We start from the raw sequence: 23,126 nt of genomic DNA, 5'->3' as shown, positions 1-23,126 counted from the left end.
GGCGGGGTGGTCTGCGGCGGGCGGTCCTCCTTCCCCCATGCCGGTCAGCGCTCGTCAGCGCTCGCTGTCGAGGTGGGTCATCTGGCCGGCCGGATACCGGTCTCCGGCGGCCGCGCCGGCCGGCACGGCGCGTTCGACGGCGGCCAGATCGTCGGCGTCCAGCGTGACGTCCAGCGCGCCCAGAGCCTCGGTCAGCCGGTCTCGGCGGCGGGCGCCGACGAGCGGCACGATGTCCTCGCCCCGGGAGAGCACCCAGGCGATGGCGATCTGGGCGACCGAGACACCCTTCTGCTCGGCGATCTTCCGCAGCGACTCGACCAGCCCGAGATTGTGCTGAAGGTTGTCACCCTGGAACCGGGGGCTCACGGCGCGGAAGTCGGTGGGGGACAGCGCGCGGTCGTGCGTGAAGTGGCCGCTGATCAGTCCGCGTGAGAGCACTCCGTACGCCGTGACGCCGATGCCCAGCTCGCGGACGGTCGACAGGATCTCGTCCTCGATACCGCGCGAGATCAGTGAGTACTCGATCTGGAGGTCCGCGACGGGGGTGACGGCGGCTGCCCGGCGGATGGTCCCGGCGCCGGCCTCGGAGAGCCCGACATGGCGCACATGCCCGGCCTGGATCAGCTCGGCGATGGCGCCGACCGTCTCCTCGATCGGGACGTCCGGGTCGACCCTGGCGATCCGGTAGATGTCGATGTGGTCCGTGCCGAGGCGCTGGAGGGAGTACGCGGCGAAGTTCTTCACGGCGGCGGGCCGGCCGTCGTAACCGCTCCACCCGTTGTCCGGATCGCGCATGGCACCGAACTTGACGCTGGTGAGGGCCCGCTCACGGGCACCGGCGGGGGCGGTGCGCAGGGCTTCGCCGATCAGCAGTTCGTTGTGGCCCATGCCGTAGAAGTCGCCCGTGTCGAGCAGGGTGACGCCCGCGTCCAGCGCGGCGTGGATGGTGGCGATGGACTCGGCGCGGTTCACACCTCCCCCGTACATGCCGGACATGCCCATGCAGCCGAGGCCGAGCGCGGAGGTGCGGGGGCCCGAGGTGCCGAGGGAGCGCGTGGGGATGGCGTTCATGAGGAGTTCCTCCATGCGGATCGTGGAGTGAGCGCGAGTAGTGACAGAACAACCATGGCATGAGCGATGACAGATTTCAATATCTGTCATCACCCCATGTCTTCAGGTGTCTGGTGTCCGCCAAAAACGCGTTACGTCCCGGCCCCGCCCGGTGGTAGCGTCACGGCATGTTCTTCCAGATCTACGAGTGAGAGCGCGGCGGCGAAAGCCCGCCCCCCACCGACGAATCCGCAGATCACTTCTCATCGCTTCGGGAGAACCCCATGGCAAAAAGCCGCAACAACCTTCTCGGCGTCGGCGGACAGCGCAAGAAGCTGTCCCGTACCGACCCGCAGGCCAGCGCCCCCGCGCGCGACGCCAACCGCAAGGCCTCCGCCGACCACAAGCAGGAACTGCTGCGCAAGATGCGTGAGCGCGCCGCCGGACAGGGCGGTGACGACGCCACGCGGCGGAACGACGCGACCGGCGGCGCCGGCTCGCAGGACTGACGGACTGACTGACTGACGGCATTCCCTTCGTAGACCGTGGGCCCGGATCACCTCGGTGAACCGGGCCCACGGCCATGTCGTTCAGCTGATCTTCCGCGGCAGCCGCAGGCTCAGCAGCGCCGTCAGGACGACCAGCCCCAGCTGTGCCAGGAGAGTGACCACCAGGGCGTCCCGCATCCCCGCCGTTGCGGTCAGGCTCAGGAAGAGCGAGCCCAGCGTCGCCACCCCCAGCGCCAGTGCGGACTGCTGGGCCGTGACCATCACACCGCTGCCCACCCCGGACCGCTCGGCCGGTATGTCGGAGAGCACGACGCGGATGATGACCGGCAGTTGGAAGCCCTGGCCGAGACCGGCCAGCGCGATGCCCGGCAGCAGATCCAGCGCGCCGATCGAGGGCCAGCCACCCCATACGGCGAGCGCCAGCAGCGCCACCCCGGCCGTCCGGAACACCGCGCCCGCCGTGACCACCAGGCTGCCGTAGCGCCGGATCAGCCGCGGTCCGGCCAGTGACGCCCCGAAGAACGCCACCGCCATGGGCACCAGCGTCAGTCCGGCGTCGATCGCGCCCATCCGCAGACCCTGCTGAAGGGCGACGGCGATCACGAACATGAAGCCGCCGAAGCCGATCCCGAACGGCACGATCAGCGCCAGCCCCCGCCGGAGCGTGACCAGCGCGAGCAGACTCGGCGGTACGAGAGGGGTCCTGCCCCGCCGGTCGGCCCGTCGCTCCACCCGTACGAAGGCGTACGACACGACCGGGAAGGCCGCGAGCGAGACCCAGGTCCACGCGGGCCACCCGGCGGCGCGGCCCTCCGTGAGGGGCGCCAGGAGCGTCACCAGCGCGGCGGCCAGCAGGATCGTCCCCGGGGTGTCGATGGGCGCCGGGCGCTGCGAGCGGGTCTCCGGCACCGAACGGACCGCGAAGAGCAGGCCCACCAGCGCCACCGGCACATTCACCAGGAAGATCGCCCGCCAGCCGCTCCCCGCGATGTCGGCCGCGACCAGCACCCCGCCCAGGATCTGGCCCGCCACCATCGCGAGCCCGGCCGTCGCGCCGTACAGGCTCAGTGCCTTCGCGCGGCGCGGTCCGTTGGTCGCCGAGTGGATGGTGGCCAGTACCTGCGGCAGCATCAGCGCCGCCGCGGCGCCCTGCGCCACCCGGGCGCCGACCAGCGTCCAGGCGTTCGGCGCGAGGCCGCAGGCGAGTGAGGTGATGCCGAAGGCCGCCATGCCGATGAGGAAGAGCCGTCGTCGGCCGAGCATGTCCCCGAGCCGCCCGCCGAGTACGAGCAGTACGGCGTACGAGAGCCCGTACCCGGCCACCACCAGCTCCAGCAGGGCGGGGCCCGCGGCCAGATCGTGATCGATGGTCGGCAGAGCTACATTGACGATGAAGAAGTCGATGAGAGGGAGCGCCGCACCGAGGAGCACGGTGAACAGGCCGAGAGTGCCGAGAACGGACCCGTGGTCATGGATGACGGGCGGTCCGCCGGACGGGGCCTCGGCGGTGGATGTCTTCTGGAGGGACGCGAATGCTCTGCTCACTCCACCGACCATCGCCCATCTCCCACCCTGGTACCAGAGTCTCTTTATCCTGGTACTCGGACTACCCGGTAACGGGCTGAGGCGCGACACCCTTCTTCACCGAGGGCGACCACACCGGCCGCTTCGTACACTCTCGGTTACGTCAAGTGACATTGGAGTGATGATGAAAGCAAGCAAGGGCGACCGCCTCGTGATGCACGGCCGGGTGGTCGGCAAGCACGACCGGATCGTGGAAGTCGTGGAGGTGCTGGGGCCGAACGGCTCGCCTCCGTTCAAGGTACGCGCCGAGAACGGTCACGAATCGATCGTGTCGCCGGGCCCGGACACCGCGGTGGAGCCGCACTCGAAGCGCGACTGACGCGACTCGAAGCGCGACTGAAGCGCGGGTAACAACGCGAGATGATGCCTGGTGGCGGCGGTCGTACGGTCCCAACCGGGCCCGCTGTCACCGGGCTTGGGCCGCACGGCGGCCCCCCCTCGGCCCGGTGGCCGGGCGTTCTTGTGCTGGTACCGGCACCACCTGGCAATGGGCTGAGGCGTGCGGCACCCTGGTGCTATGAGTACCACCACCGCACAGGCCGGGCAGGAGAGCGATATCCGGCGGCATGAGCTCGCGGGGTTCCTGCGCAGTCGCCGTGAGCGGATCACGCCCGAGCAGGTCGGGCTCGACCGGGGGAGCCGTCGGCGTACCCCCGGGCTGCGGCGCGAGGAGGTCGCGCAGCTCTCCGCTGTCGGTGTCACCTGGTACACCTGGCTTGAGCAGGCGCGGGCCATACAGGTCTCCGCGCAGGTCCTCGACGCGCTCGCGCGCACCCTTCTCCTCGACCCCAGCGAACGCGCGCATCTCTTCGCGCTGGCCGGGGCGCTGGATCCCGCGCCCGGGACGCCGTGCCCCACCATCACGCCCGCGATCCGGCGGATGCTGGAGCGGCTGGAGCCGTTCCCGGCGTGTGTGCAGAACAGCCGGTACGACATCCTCGCCTACAACCGCACGTACGGCGTGCTGATGTGCCACCTGGACTCGGTGCCTCCGCAGGACCGCAACTGCCTCTGGCTCGCCTTCACCAACGAGGACTTCCGCGCCGCCCTCGGCAATCGCGAGGAGACGACCCGGATCATGGCGGCCAAGTTCCGTGCCTCCATGGCGGAGCATCTTTCCGAGCCTCCCTGGAAGACGCTGCTCGGGCGGTTGCGGGCGGCCTCGCCCGAGTTCCGTGAGATCTGGGAGCGGCACGAAGTGGTCACCCCGGTCGGGGACAGGACGAAGAGGTTCGTCAACGCCGAGGTCGGGCAGCTCAATCTGGAGCACACCAACCTCTGGCTCGGGCCGTCGTCGGGGCCCCGGCTGGTCAGCTATGTCCCGGTGGACGAGGAGACCGGGCTCCGGCTGGAGAAGCTTCAGGCGTCCGCTCAGACGTCCCCGCCGGCCCCCGTCCGTTTCTGAGCGCCTTCGGCCGTGGCGCCCTCGCTGTCGGCGGCGGCGGGGTCCAGGCGCTGCGCCGTACGGTATGCCGTCCGCCGCGCCCAGGCGCCGCTGGTCAGCGCCCCCACCAGCAGGACGCACACCCCGCACGCCGTGATGATCCACCAGGCCGGGTGGCTCGCCGCCACGAACCCCGACGCGTAGGAGGCGGAGCCCACCGCCCCCACCGTGCCGCCCGCCAGCACCGCGCCGATCACGGCCACGCCCAGCGTCTGGCCGATCTGGCGGCTGGTGGAGGCCACGGCGGCGGCGACACCCGCCTGGGAGCGGGGCATACCGGAGACGGCGGTGTTGGTGATCGGCGCGTTCACCATGCCGAAGCCGAGGCCGAACAGCACATAGCCGGTGAACATCAGCACGTTCGTCCCCTCCGCGTCGAACACGGCGAACAGCACACCGCTCGCCGTCATCGCCACCCCCGCGACCAGCAGCGAGACGCGCGGGCCCCGGCTGCCGACGAGCCGGCCCGAGAGCGGGGCGCAGAGGAAGGTCATGGCGGCCATCGGCAGGATGTACAGCCCGGCGTGGAGCGCGGACAGGCCCCGTACGTTCTGCAGATAGAGCGTGTTGAGGAAGAGGAAGCCGCCGAGCGCGGCGAAGGCGCAGATCGCGATGACCGTCGCCCCGCTGAACGGCGCGCTGCGGAAGAAGCGCAGATCGATCAGCGGTTCGGCGCGTCTCGGCTCGTACAGCAGCAGCCCGACGAGCGAGAGGACCGCGACGGCGGCGAAGGACAGGATCAGCGGTGAGGTCAGGCCCGCCACGGGCGCCTCGATGATCGCGTAGGTGAGGGCGCCGAGTACGCCGATGACCAGCAGCTGTCCCACGGGGTCGGGGCGGCGCGGCTTCGGGGCGCGCGACTCGGGGACGTACCGCCAGGTCAGGATGAACGCGGCGATCCCGATGGGGATGTTGATCCAGAAGATGGACCGCCAGCCGACCGAGTCCACCAGCAGTCCGCCGATCAGGGGGCCCGCCGCCATCGCGATACCGACGACGGCGCCCCAGGCGCCGATGGCGCGGGCGCGTTCACGCGGGTCGGTGAAGGTGTTGGTGATGATCGACATCGCCACCGGATTGAGCATCGAGCCGCCGACCGCCTGGATCATGCGGAAGGCGACCAGCGATTCGAGGCTCGGGGCGAGGGAGCAGAGCAGTGAGCCGAGGGTGAACAGGACGAGCCCGGTCTTGAAGACCCGGCGCCGGCCGATCCGGTCGGCGGTGGAGCCCGCGAGCATCAGCAGCGAGGCGAGGACGAGGGTGTAGGCGTCGATCGTCCACTGGAGCCCGGCGACCGTGGCATGCAGTTCCTTCTGCATGGTGGGCAGGGCGACATTGAGGATGGTGTTGTCGAGGCTGACGATCAGCAGACTCATGCAGCAGATCGCCAGCACCAGCATCCGCCGTCCGTGGCTCAGCTCGGGCATTCATTGATAGTACGACTAACTAATGACTCGTGTCGTGAGCGACAATGGGCGGATGACCGCTCCACTCTCCACGCTCGTCGCACCCCCGGCCGCCCCGCTGGCCATCGGCCCCCATACCGTCCAGCCGCCGGTGGTGCTCGCCCCCATGGCCGGGATCACCAACGCCCCGTTCCGGACGCTCTGCCGGGAATTCAGCGGTGGGACGGGGCTGTTCGTCAGCGAGATGATCACCACCCGGGCACTGGTGGAGCGCAACGAGAAGACCATGCAGCTCATTCACTTCGACGCGACCGAGACCCCGCGCTCGATCCAGCTGTACGGAGTGGACCCGGTCACCGTCGGCAAGGCGGTCCGCATGATCGTGGACGAGGATCTGGCCGACCACATCGACCTCAACTTCGGCTGCCCGGTGCCCAAGGTCACCCGCAGGGGCGGCGGCTCGGCCCTCCCGTACAAGCGGCCCCTGCTGCGGGCCATCCTGCGCGAGGCCGTGTCCAACGCCGGGGATCTGCCGGTCACGATGAAGATGCGCAAGGGCATCGACGACGACCATCTCACCTATCTCGACGCGGGGCGGATCGCGGTCGAGGCCGGCGTCACCGCGATCGCGCTGCACGGCAGGACCGCCGCCCAGCACTACGGCGGCACCGCGGACTGGGACGCCATCGCGCGCCTCAAGGAGCATGTCCCGGAGATCCCCGTGCTCGGCAACGGTGACATCTGGTCGGCGGACGACGCGCTGCGGATGGTGCGCGAGACCGGCTGCGACGGTGTGGTCGTGGGGCGCGGCTGCCTGGGCAGGCCCTGGCTCTTCGGGGATCTGGTCGCGGCCTTCGAGGGGCGCGAGGAGACCGCGCGGCCCACGCTGCGCGAGGTCGCGGGCGTCATGCGGCGCCACGCGGAACTGCTGGGGGAGTGGATCGGGGACGAGGCCCGCGGAGTGATCGACTTCCGTAAGCATGTGGCCTGGTATCTGAAGGGCTTCTCGGTCGGCTCGCACCTGCGCAAGCAGTTGGCGATCACCTCGTCGCTCGCCGAGCTGGACGAGCTGATGGCCGGACTCGATCTGGACCAGCCGTGGCCGGACGGCGCGGACGGTCCCCGCGGGCGTACGTCGGGGAACAACCGGGTCGTCCTGCCGGACGGCTGGCTGAAGGACCCGTACGACCGCGCGGGTATCGGCGCGGACGCGGAGCTGGACACGTCGGGCGGCTGACGCGAGCCCACTTGCGGGGTGTGCCCGGCACTTGCGGGGCGTGCCGGGCCGGTCAGTCGCCTGACGGGCTTCTGGTCACCTCGGGACCCGCCTGCCGCTCCAGCGGCGCCGCCGCCGCCGAGTTGCTGACGCTGAACGCCACGCTGCCCGCGCGATAGCGGTCGTCGGTCCACTCGATGGGCCGGCCCGCCGCCGTGTTCGTCAGATGGCGCTGCCGTAGCAGCGGGCTGGCCCGGCGGACCCGGAGCAGCCGGGCGTCCTCGCTGCCCGCCGCGACGGCGTCGATCAGGTGCTCGCCGTAATGGGCGACGATGCCGGCGTCCTCCGCGATGCTGTTCATGATCGAGACGACATCGTCGGGCAGCGCGCGTACGACCGGCGCGACCCAGTCCGTGTAGGCCGTGCGCTCGACCATCACCGGCTCCCCGTCCAGCCGCCGCACGCGCACGACGTACAGCACCTCGCTCCCCGGCCCGACCCCCAGCCGGGACGCCTCCTCGGCGGTGGCGGGCCGGGTCGTACGGCTGAGGATCAGGCTGGAGACCTCGCTGCCCATGGCCTGTGCCCACTGCGCGAAGCTGTTGAGCTGCTGGAAGCTGTGGCGGCGCTCCTGGCGCAGTACGACCCGGCGCGCGCCCTGCCGGGAGCCGATCAGCCCCTCCGATGCGAGCAGCCCGACCGCCTGCCGTACCGTGCCGCGCGAGACCGACCAGTGGGCCGCCAGATCGCTCTCCGAGGGCAGCCGGGCGCCGACGGGATGCTCGCCGCTCAGAATCGACTGCCGCAGCGCCTCGGCGATCTCCAGATAGCGCGATCCGCTCGTGCCTGATGCCACGCCTGCCCCCTCGGAAAACCCAACTGTGCACAGGTACGTCCAACGGTCGCGAACCTGACCTTCACTCTAACCGTACGTTTCCGTGGGTGTTTCCGTCCCCCTTCACTGGCATCGTCAGCCAGTTGTACGGGTTTGGTCTTCCTCGGTTCCTGTCGCCATGGTCATCGTCCGTTCATGTCCGCGATACCTGAGCCGGGCGAACTGATGCCATCTTGTCTGAACAAGTGACACCCCCCGACACCCGTCGGGCACCCCCGACACCCTCACTTCTCGCTCCGGGAGACCCCGCGTGACCAGACTCCGTGTCCGCGCCAACGGCCGGCTCGTCGCCGCCGTGGCGCTCAGCACCGCCGCGCTCACCGCGCTCACCGCCTGTGGCGCCGCGCCCGACGACTCCGCGGACTCCGCCGCGGGCGCCAAGGCCGCGACCGCCGCCTCCGTCGCCGACTTCGGCGGGATGGAGGCCCTTGTCACCGCCGCCGAGAAGGAGGGCACGCTCAACGCGATCGCCCTTCCGCCGGACTGGGCCAACTACGGCGAGGTCATCAAGGCGTTCGAGGCCAAGTACAAGATCAAGGTCAGCAGCGAGAACCCGGACGCCTCCAGCTCCGACGAGATCGCCGCCGTCAAGTCCCGCAAGGGCCAGAAGCGCGCGCCCGACGTCCTGGACCTCGGGATCGCCTTCGCCCGCAGCGGCGCCGCCGAGAACCTGTTCGCGCCGTACAAGGTCGAGGCGTGGGACAAGATCCCGGACGCCCAGAAGGAGAAGGACGGCCGCTGGTTCAACGACTACGGCGGCTATGTCTCGATCGGCTGCGACGCGGCCCGGATCAAGAACTGCCCCCAGACCTTCGCCGATCTCCTCAAGCCCGAGTACAAGGGCAAGGTGGCGCTCAACGGCAACCCCACCAAGTCCGGTTCGGCCTTCGGCGGGGTGTACGCGGCGTCGCTCGCCAACAAGGGCTCCTTCGGCGACATCCAGCCCGGTATCGACTTCTTCGGCAAGCTGAAGAAGAACGGCAACTTCATCCCCGTCGAGTCCACCCCGGCCACGGTCGAGAAGGGCGAGACGCCCATCAGCATCGACTGGGACTACCTCAACGCCGGTTACGCCGACCAGTTCCGCGGCAAGGGCGTCGACTGGAAGGTCGCCATCCCGACCGACGGCGTGTACGCGCAGTACTACTCGCAGGCCATCAACAAGGACGCGCCCCACCCGGCGGCCGCCCGGCTGTGGATGGAGTTCCTGTACGGCGCCGAGGGCCAGAACCTGTGGCTGAAGGGGTACGCGCGCCCCGTGCTGCTGCCCTCGATGACCACCGAAGGCACCGCCGACAAGACCTTCGTCGCCAAGCTCCCCAAGGTCGAGGGCACCCCGAGCTTCCCCGAGTCCGCCGAGCTGGACAAGGCCAACGCCATCCTCGCCGAGAACTGGGACAAGGCCGTCTCCTGATGCCCACCCCCTCCTCGTCCGTACCGGGCGCCGCCGACGGAACACGCCGTCGGCGGCGGGCGCCGCGCGCCTGGCTCGGCGCCCTCCCGCTGCTCGTCTTCGCCGCGCTGTGCTTCGGACTGCCGGTCGGCGCGCTGGTGTACGGGGCCGTCACCCGCGACGATCCGGCCACCGGCGCCACCGCCCTGACCGGTGAACACCTTCAGCGTTCGCTCCAGGGCCCGTATCTGACCTCGCTGGCCGGCAGCGTCGAACTCTCCGCGCTGACCGCCGTGATCGCCACCCTGCTCGGCACACTGATCGCCCAGGCGGTCGTCACCTCGCGCGGCGGCGCGCTCCGCAACGCCGTCCTCACCGCCTCCGGGGTGCTCGCCAACTTCGGCGGTATCCCGCTGGCGTTCGCGTTCGTCGCCACCCTCGGCATCTCCGGTGTGGTCACCCGGCTCGGCCATCTCGACAGCGTCGGCTGGAACCTGTACTCCTTCACCGGACTCGCCGTCATCTACCTCTACTTCCTGGTGCCGTTGATGGTGCTGGTCAGCGTCCCGGCGCTGGACGGTCTGCGCCCGCAGTGGCGCGAGGCCGCGCAGAACGCCGGGGCCACCACCTGGCAGTTCTGGCGCCATGTCGGACTGCCGGTCCTCGCGCCCTCGCTGCTCGGCGGGTTCGTACTGCTCTTCGGCAGCGCCTTCGCCGCGCACGCCACCGCCGCCGCGCTGGTGGGCGGTTCGGTCCCGCTGGTCACGCTGAAGATCGCGGACGCGCTCTCCGGCAACGTCCTGGTCGGACAGGAGAACGTGGCGCTCGCGCTGAGCCTCGACATGATCGTGATCGCCGGTCTGGTCATGGCGGTCTATCTGCCCCTCCAGCGACGGAGCACCCGATGGCTGCACTGACACCGACCGCCGCCCCCGCCCCCGGCGGTACCCCGCGACAGGCGCGGGACGGCAAGGCCGTACGGGTACGGGCGCGCCGCCGCCCCCGCGTCTGGCGTGGCGCGGTGCTGGCGCTCGCCGGGCTCTACTTCCTCGTACCGCTGCTGTCCTCGTTCGTCTTCACGGTGCATACGCCGGGCCAGGGCCTCTCCTTCGCCGCGTACACCGGGATCCTCTCCGCCGAGGGCTTCACCCAGAGCCTGCTGCTCTCCCTCGGGCTGGCCGCCGCCACCATCGCGCTCGCGCTGCTGCTGGCCGTGCCGGCGCTGATCGCCGTCCGGCTCGGCGCGCCCCGGCTGCGCCCGCTCGTCGAGATCGTCTGCATGCTGCCGCTGGTGGTGCCGCCGATCGCGCTGGTCACCGGCGTTACGACGGTGCTGCGCTGGGGACCGGACCATCTCTCCCGTACCCCGCTCTACCAGACCTTCCTGGCCGTGCAGAACGAGTCGTTCCCGGTCGTGCTGGTGCTCGCCTACACCGTGCTCGCGCTGCCGTTCGTCTACCGCTCGCTGGACGCCGGGCTGCGCGCCGTGGATGTACCGACCCTGGTGGAGGCCGCGCGCAACTGCGGGGCGAGCAGGCCGTATGTGATCCTGCGGGTCATCCTGCCCAACCTCCGCTCCTCGCTGGCCGGTGCCTCCTTCCTCACCCTGGCGCTGGTGCTCGGGGAGTACACGATCGCCTCGCTGCTCGGCTTCCGGCCGTTCGCGGTGTGGATCGTGTCCGTCTCCGGCGCGCAGGCGCGGATGTCGGTGGCGGTGTCGCTGCTCAGCCTGCTGATCACCTGGGCGCTGCTGCTGCTCCTGTCGCGCGCGGGGACCCGCGCCGTCTCGGCCACGCCCGCGCCGCCCGCCTCCTCCGCTCCTTCCAGCTCTTCCGCCTCCCCCACCTCTCCCGCCTCCGGCAAGGAGTAGACCTCCCATGTCACTCACCTCGACAGCAACCGAAGACCGTCCGGAGGAAGACCGTCCGGCGGCGGGGACCACGGGCGCGACCGGCGCCCTGGTCGAATTCCGCGGTCTGCGCCGGGCGTTCGGCCCGACCGTCGCCCTCGACGGGCTCGATCTGACGGCGCGGCCCGGTGAACTCCTCGCCCTGCTCGGCCCCTCGGGCTGCGGCAAGACCACGGCGCTTCGGGTCCTGGCCGGCTTCGAGCAGCCGGACTCGGGCGAGGTGCTGGTGGACGGCGAGGACATCACCCGCGTACCGGCGAACCGGCGCGACGCGGGCATGGTCTTCCAGTCGTACAGCCTCTTCCCGCATCTCAACGCCCGCGACAACGTGGCGTTCGGACTGCGGGTACGCAAGGTGTCCGCCGCCGAGCGGCGCGCCCGCGCGGCCGAACTCCTCGATCTGGTCGGCCTTCCCGAGCACGGCGACCGCTTTCCGCACCAGATGTCCGGCGGCCAGCAGCAGCGTGTCGCGCTGGCCCGCGCGCTGGCGCTGCGCCCGCGCGTTCTGCTGCTGGACGAACCGCTTTCGGCACTCGATGCCAAGGTCAGGCTGACGTTGCGCGAGGAGATCCGGCGGCTCCAGCTGTCGCTGGGCATCACCACCATCTTCGTCACCCACGACCAGGAGGAGGCGCTTTCCATGGCCGACCGGGTGGCGGTGCTCAACGCGGGCCGGCTGGAGCAGTGCGCGCCGCCCGCGGAGCTGTACGAGCGGCCCGCCACGGCGTTCGTCGCCGAGTTCGTCGGCACGATGAACCGGCTGGCCGGCCGGCTCACGGACGGCGGGCAGGTCGAGGTCGCGGGCGTCACGCTGCCCGTGGACGGCGAACTCCCGGCGGCGGGCCGCGAGGTGGAGGTGCTGATCCGTCCCGAGAACATCACCGCCACCGCCGATCCGGCCGGTACGGCGACGGTCGTCTCCGCGTCCTTCTTCGGCTCGGTCACGCGCGTACTGCTCGATCTGCCGGGCGGCGGTTCGGTGAAGTCCGATGTGCCGTCCAGGGACGCGGGCGAACTGGTCCCGGGGGTACGGGCGACGGTCGAGCCCGCGCGGCGCCCCGTCCTCGTGGTGCCGGCCCCGGGCAGCGGCGCGTGAGTACGGCGACGACGCCCGCGGCCGTGCCCGCGGCCGTGCTCTTCGACATGGACGGCACCCTCGTGGACACCGAGGTGCTGTGGTGGGAGACGGCGGACGAGATCGCCGGGAGCCTCGGCCACCGGCTCACCGGCGCGGACGCGCCTGAGGTGGTCGGCCGGGCGGTCGCCGACACCGCCGCTCATCTGGTGCGGGTCACGGGCGGCGGATGCGCCGATACGGTCGCCGCGGAGCTGACCGGGTCCTTCTTCCGGCGCGTGGAGGCGGGGGCGCCGCTGCGGCCGGGCGCCCGTCGGCTGCTCGCCGAACTGGAGCGGGCCGAGGTGCCCTTCGCGCTGGTCAGCGCGTCTCCTCGGGCCGTGGTGGATTCGGTGGTCGCGGGCTCGCTGGCCGATGTGCCGTTCGCTTTCACGCTCTCCGCCGACGACACCGTACGGACCAAGCCGCACCCCGACCCCTATCGCGCGGCGGCCGAGCGGTTCGGTGTCGGTCCCGCCGTGTGTGTCGCCGTGGAGGACTCGCCGGACGGCAGCGCCTCGGCCCAGGCGGCCGGGTGCGCGGTGCTGGTGGTGCCCTCACTGCTGCCGGTGGACCCGGCGGTGGGGCGGTACTTCGCCCGGAGTCTGGAGGACGTCGACCTGGCGGTGCTGCGTGGCTGCGGACTCGGGTACGAGGGGTCGTCCGGGGGCGTCGGATAGGCCATTCGGGGGCGTGATTCTCGCCACGTTTGATGTGGGCAAGGCTCAGATGAGCGGATCTTGAGCGAGTGCAGAAGGGGAAGGGTGGCACGCAGTGCCACCCTTTCTGTGTTCATCACTTGAACTCAGACGTCGATGTCATCACTCATATGAGCGCATCCGGTCATGTCCGGGTCATGGCCGCTTCGAGGCGTGAAGGAGACCGGCCGGACCGACCGCGCCACCGTCACTTTCGATCTGCTGGCGGACGGGTGGTTAAGGCCGTATGACAGGCAAGTGGCCGTACCCAGGCGCCTTCGATCTGGGTATGTTCCTCGCCGTCAGGGCAGCCACCGCGTCCTTGAGGAGTCGGACCCGTGTCGGAAAACAGCGATCCCCATGTAGCCACCCCCACGCTCCAGGGCGAGAAGTTCGTCTATGACTTCACCGAGGGCAACAAGGATCTGAAGCACCTCCTCGGCGGCAAGGGTGCCAATCTCGCCGAGATGACCAACCTCGGGCTGCCTGTCCCGCCGGGCTTCACCATCACCACCGAGGCGTGCAACATCTATCTCGACAGTGGCGCCGAACCGGCCGCTCTGCGTGATGAGGTGAGCGCGCATCTCGACGCCCTCGAACAGAAGATGGCGAAGAGGCTCGGCCAGGCCGACGATCCGCTGCTCGTCTCCGTACGCTCCGGCGCCAAGTTCTCCATGCCCGGCATGATGGACACCGTCCTGAACGTCGGGCTCTCCGACGCCTCCGTCGCCGGACTCGCCGCCCAGGCGGGCGACGAGCGCTTCGCCTGGGACTCGTACCGCCGGCTGATCCAGATGTTCGGCAAGACCGTGCTCGGCGTCGACGGGGATCTCTTCGAAGAGGCGCTGGAGGAGGCCAAGCGGGCCAAGAACGCCGCCACCGACGTGGATCTGGAGACCGCAGACCTCAAGAAGCTGGTCGAGCGGTTCAAGAAGATCGTCTCCCGGGAGGCGGGCCGCGACTTCCCGCAGGATCCGCGCGAGCAGATGGATCTGGCGGTCCGCGCGGTCTTCGAGTCCTGGAACACCGACCGGGCCAAGCTCTACCGCCGTCAGGAACGCATCCCCGGCGACCTCGGCACCGCCGTCACGATCTGCTCCATGGTCTTCGGCAACCTCGGCCCGACCGCGACATCGAGAGGCGGGGGCACGGGCGTCGCCTTCACCCGCGACCCCGCCAGCGGCCACCAGGGCGTCTACGGCGACTACCTTGAGAACGCGCAGGGCGAGGATGTCGTCGCGGGCATCCGCAACACCGTGGCGCTCGCCGAGCTGGAGAACATCGACAAGAAGTCGTACGACCAGCTCATGGGCATCATGGAGACCCTGGAGACGCACTACCGGGATCTGTGCGACATCGAATTCACCATTGAGCGCGGCCAGTTGTGGATGCTCCAGACACGGGTCGGCAAGCGCACCGCCGGTGCCGCCTTCCGGATCGCGACCCAACTCGTCGACCAGGGACTGATCGACGAGGCCGAAGCGCTCCAGCGCGTCAACGGCGCCCAGCTCGCCCAGCTGATGTTCCCGCGGTTCGACGAGAACGCGAAGCGGAAGCTGCTCGGGCGCGGGATCGCCGCGTCGCCTGGCGCGGCCGTCGGCAAGGCGGTCTTCGACTCGTACACCGCCATCAAGTGGTCCCGGTCCGGCGAGAAGGTCATCCTCATCCGCCGCGAGACCAACCCCGACGACCTGGACGGGATGATCGCCGCCGAGGGCATCCTGACCTCGCGCGGCGGCAAGACCTCGCACGCCGCCGTCGTCGCCCGGGGCATGGGCAAGACCTGTGTCTGCGGCGCCGAGGAGCTGGAGGTCGACACCAAGTCGCGTCGGCTGACGGCCGACGGAACCGTCATCGAGGAGGGCGACGTCGTCTCCATCGACGGCTCGACCGGCAAGGTCTACCTCGGTGAGGTCCCGGTCGTACCGTCCCCCGTCGTCGAGTACTTCGAGGGACGGATGCACGCGGGCGCCGACGACGCCGACGAACTGGTGGAGGCCGTGCACCGGATCATGGCGTACGCCGACCGCCGCCGCAGGCTGCGGGTGCGTGCCAACGCCGACAACGCCGAGGACGCGCTGCGCGCCCGGCGATTCGGCGCGCAGGGCATCGGACTGTGCCGTACGGAGCACATGTTCCTGGGCGAGCGCCGCGGGATGGTCGAGAAGCTGATCCTCGCCGACACGGACGACGAGCGGGAAGAGGCGCTGCGGGCGCTGCTGCCGCTCCAGAAGAAGGACTTCATCGAGCTGTTCGAGGCGATGGACGGCCTGCCGGTGACGGTCAGGCTGCTCGACCCGCCGCTGCACGAGTTCCTGCCCGACATCACCGAACTGTCCGTACGGGTCGCCCTCGCCGAGGCCCGCAAGGACCACAACGAGAACGATCTGCGCCTCCTCCAGGCCGTGCACAAGCTCCATGAGCAGAACCCGATGCTCGGTCTGCGCGGGGTACGGCTCGGCCTGGTCATCCCCGGGCTGTTCGCCATGCAGGTACGCGCCATCGCGGAGGCGGCGGCCGAGCGCAAGAACGCCAAGGGCGACCCGCGCCCGGAGATCATGATCCCGCTCGTCGGCACCGTCCAGGAGCTGGAGATCGTCAGGGACGAGGCCGAGCTGGTCATCGCCGAGGTCGAGCGGGCCACCGGGGTCGAACTCAAGCTGGCGCTCGGCACGATGATCGAGCTGCCGCGCGCCGCGCTGACCGCCGGGCAGATCGCGGAGGCGGCGGAGTTCTTCTCGTTCGGTACGAACGACCTCACCCAGACCGTCTGGGGCTTCTCCCGCGACGACGTGGAGGCGAGCTTCTTCACCGCGTACCTGGAGAAGGGCATCTTCGGCGTCTCCCCGTTCGAGACGATCGACCGGGACGGCGTCGGCGCGCTCGTGCGGAGCGCTTCCGAGGCGGGCCGGGCCACCCGGCCGGGACTCAAGCTCGGTGTCTGCGGTGAACACGGCGGCGATCCGGAGTCGGTGCACTTCTTCCACGAGGTGGGTCTGGACTATGTCTCCTGCTCGCCGTTCCGGATCCCGGTGGCGCGGCTGGAGGCGGGCCGCGCGGCGGCGTCGTCGGCCGGCAGCGATTCCCGATGACTTTTGGTGACTCCCGAGAGAAAGTGGTGGATTTCCTCTGAACACCGGAGCCGCATTGCCGGTTGATCCCTGACCCTCGCCGGACCGGCGAGGCGGCTCCGGGGCACAGAGAAGGGGCGGGCGCCTTGTGCGGAGGCGCCCGCCCCTTCGTCATGTGCGAATGGTGAGTGTCCTGTTGAATTGCCCCCCGGGTAACGGCTGGTAACGGGTAGAGCGCGACCGGTGGATCCCCACCCACCGGTCGCGCCCCTTTTACGCGGGCCGGACATGGAGCCGCAACCTCGACCGACCGCCGCCGAGCGGGCAAAGCCCCCCACGGCCTTCGCCACGCCTATTCGGTCGTCCAGGTTTCATGCCCGACGAGGTACAGCTTTTCGCTTCGCGCGCGCCACCGCGAAGCGTTTCAACTGTGGCCGAAACACCGTGGTAACAGCCCGTGATGACCTGCATACTCAGTGCTGGGGGCTGCTGGGGAGATTGTGGCTGCAACAAGTGGAGATTTGATGCTGCGTATTCATTTCACCGGGAAGGACCTCGGCGGGGTACGGATGGCCGCCGGGCCCGACCCGCTGTGGGAAACGATTCTCAGCTTTCATCGAATAAGAGACCGACGCGGTCCGCTCGCCTACGGGGAATGGCGCAGGGAAACGCGAACCCGGTTGAACGGTGAAACAAGTCTGCTCTCCGCGCTCGTTCCGCAGCGCGGCTATTTCCCGGATTTCCTGACGCCGGCTCAGGGAAGGCTCGGCTTTGACACGGGCCTGGAAGCGGGCCTTGAGGCGCTGCGCGCCACACCCCAGGAGAGAATCCGCGCCGAACTCGCCCTGCTCGCCGTGGGGCGGACCCGCGCGGCCGGACGGGGCGAGGCAGGACCGGGCCAAGAAAGGGACCGAGGCAGGGAGCGGGTCAGGGACCGGGCCAGGGACCGCAGCGACGGGCACGGCAGAGACCCGGGCGGCCGGCTGGCCTCGCTCGCCGACGGCTGCGCCGGCTGTTCCGGCCGGCTCGTCGACGCGCTGCGTACGTACCACCGCGCCGCCGTCGAGCCGTACTGGCCGCATATCCGGGCCAGGGTCGAGGCGGACCGGGCGCTGCGCGGGCGGGCGCTGCTCGACGGCGGCGCGGACGAACTGCTCTCCACGCTGCCGCCGATGCTGCGCTGGCGCTCCCCGGTGCTGGAGGCCGACTACCCGTTCGACCGCGAACTGCGGCTGGACGGGCGGGGACTGCTGCTCCAGCCGTCGTTCTTCTGCCGCTCCACGCCCGTCGTCCACCGCGACCCCACGCTGCCGCCCGTCCTGGTCTATCCCGTCACCCACTCCGAAGCGCCCGCCGTCACGGAGCGTGGCGGACCCACGCTCGGCCGGCTCGTCGGACATACGCGTTCGGCCGTTCTGCGCGCCATCGAGCACGGCTCGACCACGAGCGAGCTGGCTCGCAGAACCGGCGTGTCCCTCGCCTCTGCCAGCCAGCACGCCTGCGTCCTGCGCGAGGCGGGGCTCGTCGTCACCCTGCGGCACGGCAACGCCGTCCTGCACACCCTCACCCCGCTGGGCGCCGCCCTGCTGCGGGGCGGCAAAGCATCGGAAGGGCTCTACGCCCGGAACGGCCCGGTGACCTCGTAGGTGATACCGCCCGACGAACTCCCGCTGGTACCGCGCTGGCTGGAGAAGTAGAGCCGCTTGCCGTCGGGGGAGAAGGCCGGTCCGGTGATCTCCGAGCCGGACTGGCCGCCGATCCGCAGGAACGGCGCGACGACATCGTCGGGGGTGATCACGCAGATCTCCATGTTCCCGCCGTCCTCCGCGACGAAGAGATCGCCGGAGGAGGAGCCGGTGACATTGTCGACACCGGTCAGCGGCGCCGTACCGGAGACGAGCGAGTCGTCGTAGGCCAGCTCGATGGTCCCCGCGGCCACGTTGTACTGCCAGACCCGGTTGTCGCCCTTGGTCGTGAACCAGCAGGTGTCGTCGGCGTAGTAGCAGCCCTCGCCGCCGTTGAAGTGCTTCGCGCCGGAGACCTGGTTACGGGTGGCCGTCGAGGCGCCGCTCGGGTCGGGGACCGTCGCCCAGCCCACCGGGCCGCTCGTGCCCGTACCGGCGGTCAGGACTTCGAGACGGCCCGCCGACAGATCGCCCCAGGTGGTGGGCGTGAAGCGGTAGAAGCAGCCGTCGGTGGTGTCCTCGGTGAGATAGATGGTCCTGCGTACGGGGTCCGCGGCGGCGGCCTCGTGCTTGAAGCGTCCGATCGCGTCCCGCCGCACCGGCGCCTTCACGCCCCACGGGTCGGTCTCGTAGACATAGCCGCGGTCCACCTCCTCGCAGGAGAGCCAGGTGTTCCACGGAGTCTTGCCGCCCGCGCAGTTCTGCCGGGTGCCGGAGAGGATCCGGTACGCGGCGGTGATCGCGCCCGTCGAGGAGAAACGGACCGCGCTCGCGCCGCCCGACGGGTCGATCTCCGAGTTGGAGACATAGATCCAGCCGGTGCCGTCGGCGTAGCAGGCGCCGCCGTCCGGGGCGTTGTGCCAGCTGTACGACGTGCCGGGGACCTGCTGCCCCGACCGGGCGATGACCCGGCTGGTGAATCCGGCGGGGAGCCGGATGTTGTTGGCGTCCGCCGTGCCGAGTGCTCCGTAGGGGCCCGCGCCGGGCTGGGCGGGCGCGGCGTAGGCGGCGCCGCGCCACAGGGTGCCGCCGAAAGCCGCGGCCGAGGTGCCGATGACCGCTCCGCGCAGGAAACTGCGACGTTCCACTGGTCGCTCCATGGTGGTGTCGTGACCGCCCCGCGGCGCCGGCCGACGCCATGGGGTCGCGCGTCGCAGGAGCCTAGGGGATGTCAATGGCCGCCGTCTGAACGAGCGGTGAGGAGTCGTCATTCCGCCGGGGGAGACGGGGCCTACCCGGGGAGGCTCGCGTACCGCACGTCCGTGAGCCGTTCCGACGCCGCCCACAGCAGCTTCCCCGCGCGGTCCTCCAGGGTCCAGGACGCGCGGAACGACGGGACGGGCGGGCCCCGCCAGCCCTGGATCCTGGGCCCGGTGAACGAGTCGGGCCGTACGCCGGGCGCGGTCGCCGCGTACAGCGTCGGCAGGGCGCCCGCCTCGGCGGGCTGGGCGATGATCCGGTTGGCGAGCGAGACGATCCGCTCCGCGGTCCCGCGTCCTTCCATCCTGACGCCGGCCGTCTGGAGATTGGTGGCCGCGTACCCGGGCTGCGCGGCGGCGGCGACGATGTCCGAGCCCGCGGTGGCCAGCCGCCTCGCCAGCTCGTGGACGAAGAGCAGATTCGCCGACTTGGAGCGGCCGTAGGCCACCCAACGGCGGTAGCGGCGCTCACTGTTGAGATCACGGATATCGATATTGGCCAGCGCGTGCAAACCGCTGGAGACGGACACCACCCGGGCCCCCGGGGTGTCGAGCAGCCGGGGGAGGAGCAGCCCGGTGAGGGCGAAGTGACCGAGGTGGTTGACGCCGAACTGGGTCTCGAAGCCGTCGGCGGTCGTGCCGTACGGCAGTGCCATCACGCCCGCGTTGTTGATGAGCAGATCGAGCCGTTCGACCGGATACGCGGCGGCGAAGGCCCGTACGGAGGAGAGGTCCGCGAGATCCAGCCGCCCGAACTCCACCCCGGCGCCCGGCACTTCTTCACGGATCAGCGCCTCGGCCTCCCTGCCCCGGGTCTCGCTGCGGCACGCGAGGATCACGTGGGCGCCCCGGCGGGCCAGCTCGCGGGCGGTGACGAGACCGATCCCGCTGTTGGCGCCGGTGACCACGGCGACGCGTCCGCTCTGGTCGGGGATGTCGCGCGTGCTCCAGCCGGTCGTCATGGGGTGCTCCTCGCGCATTCACATGTTGTCTGTGTACGACAGTAAAGAGCGCCCGACCGATCGAGTCCGGTCGGACGCTCTTGATGCTACGCACGGCGCGGCGCTACGGCCGCTTGAACTCGCCGTCCAGCACGCCGCCTTCGAACGCCGCCCACTCACCGGGGGTGAAGACGAGAGCGGGGCCGTTGCCCTTGTCCTTGCTGTCGCGCATCGCCACACGTCCGTTGTCGAGGAACGCGACCTCGACTTCATGGTGGAGTGCCGGGAGTGCTCGGCCACGTCGGACGTGGTGGACGACAGCCGACTTCCGGTCGAGGTGTGGACGTTGAAACACGCCGAGCGTCACCCCGGTCATGACCGCTACCGGCTGACGACAGAAAGCTTCTGGTGTGTGAAGCGTGGAGCTGGTCGGCCGCGACGCGGGTCAGGCGTCCCCGGGGAGGTCGGTGAGGTGCAGGTGGCGGGGCGGCCGGTGTGGCAATGTGCCGGCGCCCGTGGTGCGTAGTCCGTCGAGGGCCAGTTCGAGGTAGCGGCGCCATGCTTGCGGCTGGGCGGTCAGCAGGGGGGCTGCCGTCTGGTGGATGCCGCCGAGTAGCAGCACGATGTCCGTGCCCGTGATGTCGGCGCGGACGGTGCCTTCTTCACGTGCCCGAGCCGCGAGTGCCTCAGCCGCGTCGCAGAGGCGGCCGATCGCGTCCCGTACGCCGGAATGTTCCAGTGACGGGCGTCCGATCACTTCGCAGAACGCGCGGTCGGTGGCCAGTGCCTCGACGCCGTCGGTCATGAACTCCCGTAGCGCCGTTGCCGCGTCGTCGGCCTCAACGAGGCGTTCCGCTGTGCCGATCAGTCGGTCGAGCAGCTGGAGCATGATCGCCGCGAGCAGGTCTTCCTTCGAGGCGAAGTGCCGGAACACGGTGCCTTTGGCGAGGCCGGCGCGCTGGGCGATCTCGCCCATCGATGCTTCCGTTCCGTGCTCGGCGAACGCCTCGGTCGCGGCTTGGAGCAGTAGACGCCGGTTGCGCACCATGTCCGCTCTTGGGCCCGGAGTGGCTGTCGTCCCGGTCATGCGTGCCTCCTCCCTCCTCGGTGACCGGAAGCCTATCAGCAACATGACCGAGCGGTCATATTTGGTGTTACGCTCAACATGACTCGGCGGTCACTTTCTGCCGGGCCGGTCGCCGGTGTCGCCGTCAGGGCACCTGGCGGATTAGTGCTTCTCCACGCATCCCTGGGAGGAAAACGTGAGTAACACCCTTGAAGGAAAGGTCGTCCTGGTCACCGGTGCGTCCTCGGGCATCGGCCGGGCCACCGCGCTCGCGCTGTCGAAGGCCGGCGCCCGGGTGGCCGTCGGGGCTCGTCGGGCCGACCGGCTGAAGTCCCTCGCACAGGACGCCCCCGGCGAGACGCTGGTCCTGGACTCGACGTCACCGACCGCCAGTCGGTGCACGACGCGGTCACGGCGACCGTCGATCACTTCGGAGCCCTCGACGCCCTGGTGAACAACGCGGGCGTCATGCTCAGCGGCCCGATCCTGGACGCGGACACCGCGGAGTGGACGCGCATGGTCGAGACCAACCTGCTCGGATCGATGTACGCGGTCCATGCCGCACTGCCCCACCTGCTGCGGGGCAAGGGCGCCGTGGTGCAGATCTCCTCGACCTCGGGGCGTACCGCATCGGCCGGCGGCGGTGTGTACGCGGCGACCAAATTCGGCATCACCGCCTTCTCGGAAGCGTTGCGGCAGGAAGTCACCGCGCAGGGCGTACGCGTCATCGTCGTCGAGCCCGGATTCGTCGCGACGGAGCTGGCCACCCACATCACCGACCCGGCCACGCAGGCCGCGGCGAAGACCATGGCCGAGTCCATGCGGACCCTTCGAGCCGAGGACATCGCCGGCGCCGTCCTGTACGCGCTTGCCCAGCCCGAGCACGTCGCCGTCAACGAGATTCTGATCCGGCCGACCGACCAGGCTCGCTGAACACGGTGCGCGCGGAAGGCTGGAAAAGGCTCAGTGGCCAGTGATCAGGTCGCGCCGCCGCTTGAGCAGCGATGAGGTGACGGAGGGCCGGGTAGCTCACACTCTCCCTGGAGCCATGGACGGGGCACACAGCCCGTCCATAGGGTCGTGATCATGCCCGACATATCGCTGACCATGCTCGTTGTGCTCTGCCTCGCCGCCGGGGCGGCCGGCTGGATCGATGCCGTGGTGGGCGGGGGCGGGCTGCTGCTCCTGCCCGCGATGCTCCTCGGGCTGCCGCACGTACCCGCCGCGCACATCCTCGGCACCAACAAGGCCGTCGCCATCGTCGGCACCTCGGGCGCGGCGGTGACCTATCTGCGCCAGACGCCGGTCGAGGTGAGGACGGCCGTACGGATCGGGCTCGCGGCCTTGGCCGGCTCGATGGCCGGCGCCTTCTTCGCGGCCGGGATCAGCAGCGACGTGCTCCGGCCCGTGATCATGGTGGTGCTGCTCGCCGTGGCGGCCTTCGTCCTGCTGCGGCCGTCCTTCGGCGGGACGGGTGCGGGCGGCCCGGTCACCCGGGCGCGTACGGTCACCGCGATCGTGCTGGTCGGCGGCGGGATCGGCTTCTACGACGGGCTGTTCGGACCCGGTACAGGAACGTTTCTTGTGCTCGCGCTCACCGCCGTACTCCACCTCGATCTGGTGACGGCCTCCGCCACCGCGAAGATCGTGAACGTCTGCACCAACGGTGGCGCGCTCGCGATGTTCGCCTACCAGGGCACCGTGCTGTGGCAACTGGCCGCGCTGATGGCGGTGTTCAATCTGGCGGGCGGGATGATCGGTGCGCGGATGGCTCTTCGGAAGGGAAGCGAGTTCGTGCGCGGGGTGCTGCTGGTGGTGGTGTTCTCGCTGGTGGCGAAGCTCGCGTTCGACCAGTGGAAGGCGTGAGCGCGCCGTTGGGGCCCGGGGGGTCTGGGGGGCCCGGGGGGCCCGGGGGGCCCGGGGGTCTGGGGGCGCGCGGTTGGAGG

At 70.3% G+C, this 23,126-nt stretch carries 22 protein-coding genes; 14 read left to right on the top strand and 8 right to left on the bottom strand.

Going from position 1 to position 23,126, the window contains the following annotated elements; translation table 11 throughout:
• Positions 1-54: 54 nt before the first annotated feature.
• On the bottom strand, positions 55-1,071 hold the full coding sequence (locus ACFRMN_RS01765) for an aldo/keto reductase (protein ID WP_383011665.1): 1,017 nt from the start codon (positions 1,069-1,071) through the stop codon (positions 55-57).
• A 263-nt stretch (positions 1,072-1,334) separates the two neighbouring features.
• Here ACFRMN_RS01765 and ACFRMN_RS01760 point away from each other — a divergent pair, with 263 nt between their 5' ends.
• On the top strand, positions 1,335-1,559 hold the full coding sequence (locus ACFRMN_RS01760; protein ID WP_383011662.1) for a DUF6243 family protein: 225 nt from the start codon (positions 1,335-1,337) through the stop codon (positions 1,557-1,559).
• 81 nt (positions 1,560-1,640) lie between these two features.
• Here the strand turns inward: ACFRMN_RS01760 and ACFRMN_RS01755 are convergent, their stop codons facing one another.
• The gene (locus ACFRMN_RS01755; RefSeq protein ID WP_383011660.1) at positions 1,641-3,116 is read right to left on the bottom strand and encodes an MFS transporter; all 1,476 of its coding nucleotides are present in this window, start codon (positions 3,114-3,116) and stop codon (positions 1,641-1,643) included.
• Positions 3,117-3,267: 151 nt separating this feature from the next.
• On the opposite strand from ACFRMN_RS01755, the gene ACFRMN_RS01750 reads away from it, so the two are divergent.
• Together ACFRMN_RS01750 and ACFRMN_RS01745 are read left to right on the top strand one after the other, a co-directional pair.
• Positions 3,268-3,462, top strand: a complete 195-nt coding sequence (locus ACFRMN_RS01750; RefSeq protein ID WP_351387673.1) for a DUF1918 domain-containing protein — start codon at positions 3,268-3,270, stop codon at positions 3,460-3,462.
• A 198-nt stretch (positions 3,463-3,660) separates the two neighbouring features.
• A complete protein-coding gene (locus ACFRMN_RS01745) occupies positions 3,661-4,548 on the top strand; it encodes a helix-turn-helix transcriptional regulator (protein ID WP_383011657.1) in 888 nt (295 codons plus the stop codon).
• Here the strand turns inward: ACFRMN_RS01745 and ACFRMN_RS01740 are convergent.
• Complete coding sequence (locus tag ACFRMN_RS01740) at positions 4,515-6,014, bottom strand: MFS transporter (RefSeq protein ID WP_383011654.1); 1,500 nt, start codon at positions 6,012-6,014, stop codon at positions 4,515-4,517. The two genes, ACFRMN_RS01745 and ACFRMN_RS01740, sit on opposite strands and share 34 nt — an antisense overlap.
• A gap of 52 nt (positions 6,015-6,066) precedes the next feature.
• Here ACFRMN_RS01740 and dusB point away from each other — a divergent pair, with 52 nt between their 5' ends.
• On the top strand, positions 6,067-7,230 hold the full coding sequence (gene dusB / locus ACFRMN_RS01735) for a tRNA dihydrouridine synthase DusB (RefSeq protein WP_383011651.1): 1,164 nt from the start codon (positions 6,067-6,069) through the stop codon (positions 7,228-7,230).
• A 52-nt stretch (positions 7,231-7,282) separates the two neighbouring features.
• Here the strand turns inward: dusB and ACFRMN_RS01730 are convergent, their stop codons facing one another.
• Positions 7,283-8,065, bottom strand: coding sequence for a GntR family transcriptional regulator (locus ACFRMN_RS01730; protein ID WP_383011648.1), 783 nt, complete (start codon positions 8,063-8,065; stop codon positions 7,283-7,285).
• A gap of 289 nt (positions 8,066-8,354) precedes the next feature.
• Between ACFRMN_RS01730 and ACFRMN_RS01725 the strand changes: the two genes are divergently transcribed.
• From ACFRMN_RS01725 to ACFRMN_RS01695, 7 genes are all read left to right on the top strand, one after another.
• Positions 8,355-9,518, top strand: a complete 1,164-nt coding sequence (locus ACFRMN_RS01725; protein WP_383011646.1) for an ABC transporter substrate-binding protein — start codon at positions 8,355-8,357, stop codon at positions 9,516-9,518.
• Positions 9,518-10,414, top strand: a complete 897-nt coding sequence (locus ACFRMN_RS01720; protein WP_383011643.1) for an ABC transporter permease — start codon at positions 9,518-9,520, stop codon at positions 10,412-10,414. The genes ACFRMN_RS01725 and ACFRMN_RS01720 overlap by 1 nt, the downstream gene beginning before the upstream one ends.
• Positions 10,402-11,367: an ABC transporter permease gene (locus ACFRMN_RS01715; RefSeq protein WP_383011640.1), complete on the top strand. Its 966-nt coding sequence runs from the start codon at positions 10,402-10,404 to the stop codon at positions 11,365-11,367. The genes ACFRMN_RS01720 and ACFRMN_RS01715 overlap by 13 nt, the downstream gene beginning before the upstream one ends.
• Positions 11,368-11,374: 7 nt before the next feature.
• Positions 11,375-12,502 carry an ABC transporter ATP-binding protein gene (locus tag ACFRMN_RS01710; protein ID WP_383011637.1) on the top strand — a complete coding sequence of 376 codons (1,128 nt, stop codon included), beginning with the start codon at positions 11,375-11,377 and terminating at the stop codon, positions 12,500-12,502.
• Positions 12,499-13,200, top strand: coding sequence for an HAD family hydrolase (locus tag ACFRMN_RS01705; RefSeq protein ID WP_383011634.1), 702 nt, complete (start codon positions 12,499-12,501; stop codon positions 13,198-13,200). The genes ACFRMN_RS01710 and ACFRMN_RS01705 overlap by 4 nt, the downstream gene beginning before the upstream one ends.
• Positions 13,201-13,556: 356 nt before the next feature.
• A complete protein-coding gene (gene ppdK / locus ACFRMN_RS01700; protein WP_383011631.1) occupies positions 13,557-16,310 on the top strand; it encodes a pyruvate, phosphate dikinase in 2,754 nt (917 codons plus the stop codon).
• 503 nt (positions 16,311-16,813) lie between these two features.
• Positions 16,814-17,935: an ArsR/SmtB family transcription factor gene (locus ACFRMN_RS01695; protein WP_383011628.1), complete on the top strand. Its 1,122-nt coding sequence runs from the start codon at positions 16,814-16,816 to the stop codon at positions 17,933-17,935.
• Here the strand turns inward: ACFRMN_RS01695 and ACFRMN_RS01690 are convergent.
• The 4 genes from ACFRMN_RS01690 to ACFRMN_RS01675 form a co-directional block, all read right to left on the bottom strand.
• The gene (locus tag ACFRMN_RS01690; protein WP_383011625.1) at positions 17,905-19,062 is read right to left on the bottom strand and encodes an alkaline phosphatase PhoX; all 1,158 of its coding nucleotides are present in this window, start codon (positions 19,060-19,062) and stop codon (positions 17,905-17,907) included. The two genes, ACFRMN_RS01695 and ACFRMN_RS01690, sit on opposite strands and share 31 nt — an antisense overlap.
• Before the next feature lie 143 nt (positions 19,063-19,205).
• The gene (locus tag ACFRMN_RS01685; protein WP_383011622.1) at positions 19,206-20,135 is read right to left on the bottom strand and encodes an oxidoreductase; all 930 of its coding nucleotides are present in this window, start codon (positions 20,133-20,135) and stop codon (positions 19,206-19,208) included.
• 103 nt (positions 20,136-20,238) lie between these two features.
• Positions 20,239-20,490 (bottom strand): DUF397 domain-containing protein, encoded by a 252-nt coding sequence (locus tag ACFRMN_RS01680; protein ID WP_383011619.1) that lies wholly within the window; start codon positions 20,488-20,490, stop codon positions 20,239-20,241.
• A gap of 69 nt (positions 20,491-20,559) precedes the next feature.
• Positions 20,560-21,201: a TetR/AcrR family transcriptional regulator gene (locus tag ACFRMN_RS01675; RefSeq protein WP_383011616.1), complete on the bottom strand. Its 642-nt coding sequence runs from the start codon at positions 21,199-21,201 to the stop codon at positions 20,560-20,562.
• Positions 21,202-21,376: 175 nt separating this feature from the next.
• On the opposite strand from ACFRMN_RS01675, the gene ACFRMN_RS01670 reads away from it, so the two are divergent.
• From ACFRMN_RS01670 to ACFRMN_RS01660, 3 genes are all read left to right on the top strand, one after another.
• On the top strand, positions 21,377-21,634 hold the full coding sequence (locus ACFRMN_RS01670) for an SDR family oxidoreductase (RefSeq protein ID WP_383011613.1): 258 nt from the start codon (positions 21,377-21,379) through the stop codon (positions 21,632-21,634).
• The gene (locus ACFRMN_RS01665; RefSeq protein WP_383011611.1) at positions 21,577-22,113 is read left to right on the top strand and encodes an SDR family NAD(P)-dependent oxidoreductase; all 537 of its coding nucleotides are present in this window, start codon (positions 21,577-21,579) and stop codon (positions 22,111-22,113) included. Before ACFRMN_RS01670 ends, ACFRMN_RS01665 begins: the two co-directional genes overlap by 58 nt.
• Before the next feature lie 153 nt (positions 22,114-22,266).
• Entirely contained in the window at positions 22,267-23,046 is a 780-nt protein-coding gene (locus ACFRMN_RS01660; protein WP_383011608.1) for a sulfite exporter TauE/SafE family protein, read from the top strand.
• Positions 23,047-23,126: the final 80 nt, after the last annotated feature.

The sequence above is a fragment of the Streptomyces sp. NPDC056835 genome, assembly GCF_042789485.1.
Classification (GTDB): Bacteria; Actinomycetota; Actinomycetes; order Streptomycetales; family Streptomycetaceae; genus Streptomyces.
The sequence above is the reverse complement of the archived record's forward strand: the minus strand, read 5'-3'. Positions and strand labels throughout refer to the sequence as shown.

Coding starts and splice junctions, on each gene's coding strand:
- ACFRMN_RS01765 (WP_383011665.1), bottom strand. CDS start 1,071: ATGAACGCCATCCCCACGCGCTCCCTCGGCACCTCGGGCCCCCGCACC.
- ACFRMN_RS01760 (WP_383011662.1), top strand. CDS start 1,335: ATGGCAAAAAGCCGCAACAACCTTCTCGGCGTCGGCGGACAGCGCAAG.
- ACFRMN_RS01755 (WP_383011660.1), bottom strand. CDS start 3,116: ATGGTCGGTGGAGTGAGCAGAGCATTCGCGTCCCTCCAGAAGACATCC.
- ACFRMN_RS01750 (WP_351387673.1), top strand. CDS start 3,268: ATGAAAGCAAGCAAGGGCGACCGCCTCGTGATGCACGGCCGGGTGGTC.
- ACFRMN_RS01745 (WP_383011657.1), top strand. CDS start 3,661: ATGAGTACCACCACCGCACAGGCCGGGCAGGAGAGCGATATCCGGCGG.
- ACFRMN_RS01740 (WP_383011654.1), bottom strand. CDS start 6,014: ATGCCCGAGCTGAGCCACGGACGGCGGATGCTGGTGCTGGCGATCTGC.
- dusB (WP_383011651.1), top strand. CDS start 6,067: ATGACCGCTCCACTCTCCACGCTCGTCGCACCCCCGGCCGCCCCGCTG.
- ACFRMN_RS01720 (WP_383011643.1), top strand. CDS start 9,518: ATGCCCACCCCCTCCTCGTCCGTACCGGGCGCCGCCGACGGAACACGC.
- ACFRMN_RS01715 (WP_383011640.1), top strand. CDS start 10,402: ATGGCTGCACTGACACCGACCGCCGCCCCCGCCCCCGGCGGTACCCCG.
- ACFRMN_RS01710 (WP_383011637.1), top strand. CDS start 11,375: ATGTCACTCACCTCGACAGCAACCGAAGACCGTCCGGAGGAAGACCGT.
- ACFRMN_RS01695 (WP_383011628.1), top strand. CDS start 16,814: ATGCTGCGTATTCATTTCACCGGGAAGGACCTCGGCGGGGTACGGATG.
- ACFRMN_RS01685 (WP_383011622.1), bottom strand. CDS start 20,135: ATGACGACCGGCTGGAGCACGCGCGACATCCCCGACCAGAGCGGACGC.
- ACFRMN_RS01680 (WP_383011619.1), bottom strand. CDS start 20,490: ATGACCGGGGTGACGCTCGGCGTGTTTCAACGTCCACACCTCGACCGG.
- ACFRMN_RS01675 (WP_383011616.1), bottom strand. CDS start 21,201: ATGACCGGGACGACAGCCACTCCGGGCCCAAGAGCGGACATGGTGCGC.
- ACFRMN_RS01660 (WP_383011608.1), top strand. CDS start 22,267: ATGCCCGACATATCGCTGACCATGCTCGTTGTGCTCTGCCTCGCCGCC.